This window comes from Empedobacter sp. UBA6745, from assembly GCF_002453775.1.
Classification (GTDB): Bacteria; Bacteroidota; Bacteroidia; order Flavobacteriales; family Weeksellaceae; genus Empedobacter; species Empedobacter falsenii_C.
Map to the genome: position 1 here is coordinate 186,192 of NZ_DKHL01000008.1, position 303 is coordinate 186,494.

Sequence of the window (303 nt, forward strand, 5' to 3'; positions counted from 1 at the left end):
TTTACCGTGGTCAACGTGACCAATAGTACCAATATTTAAGTGCGGCTTATTACGGTTGAAAGTTTCCTTTGCCATTTTACTTTTTATTAATTTCTATTGTTATACTTAAATTAAAAAAATAACTTTAAATTATTTTCAAGTGTAAAAATACACTTTTTGATTTATATAAAGATATTAATTTTTGACTCGCGTTAACCTTGGTTTAAATGAGTCTCAACAACTACTTAAAAGATTAACTATACTGGACGAACCAGAATTTGAGCGGGAAACGGGACTCGAACCCGCAACATTCAGCTTGGAAGG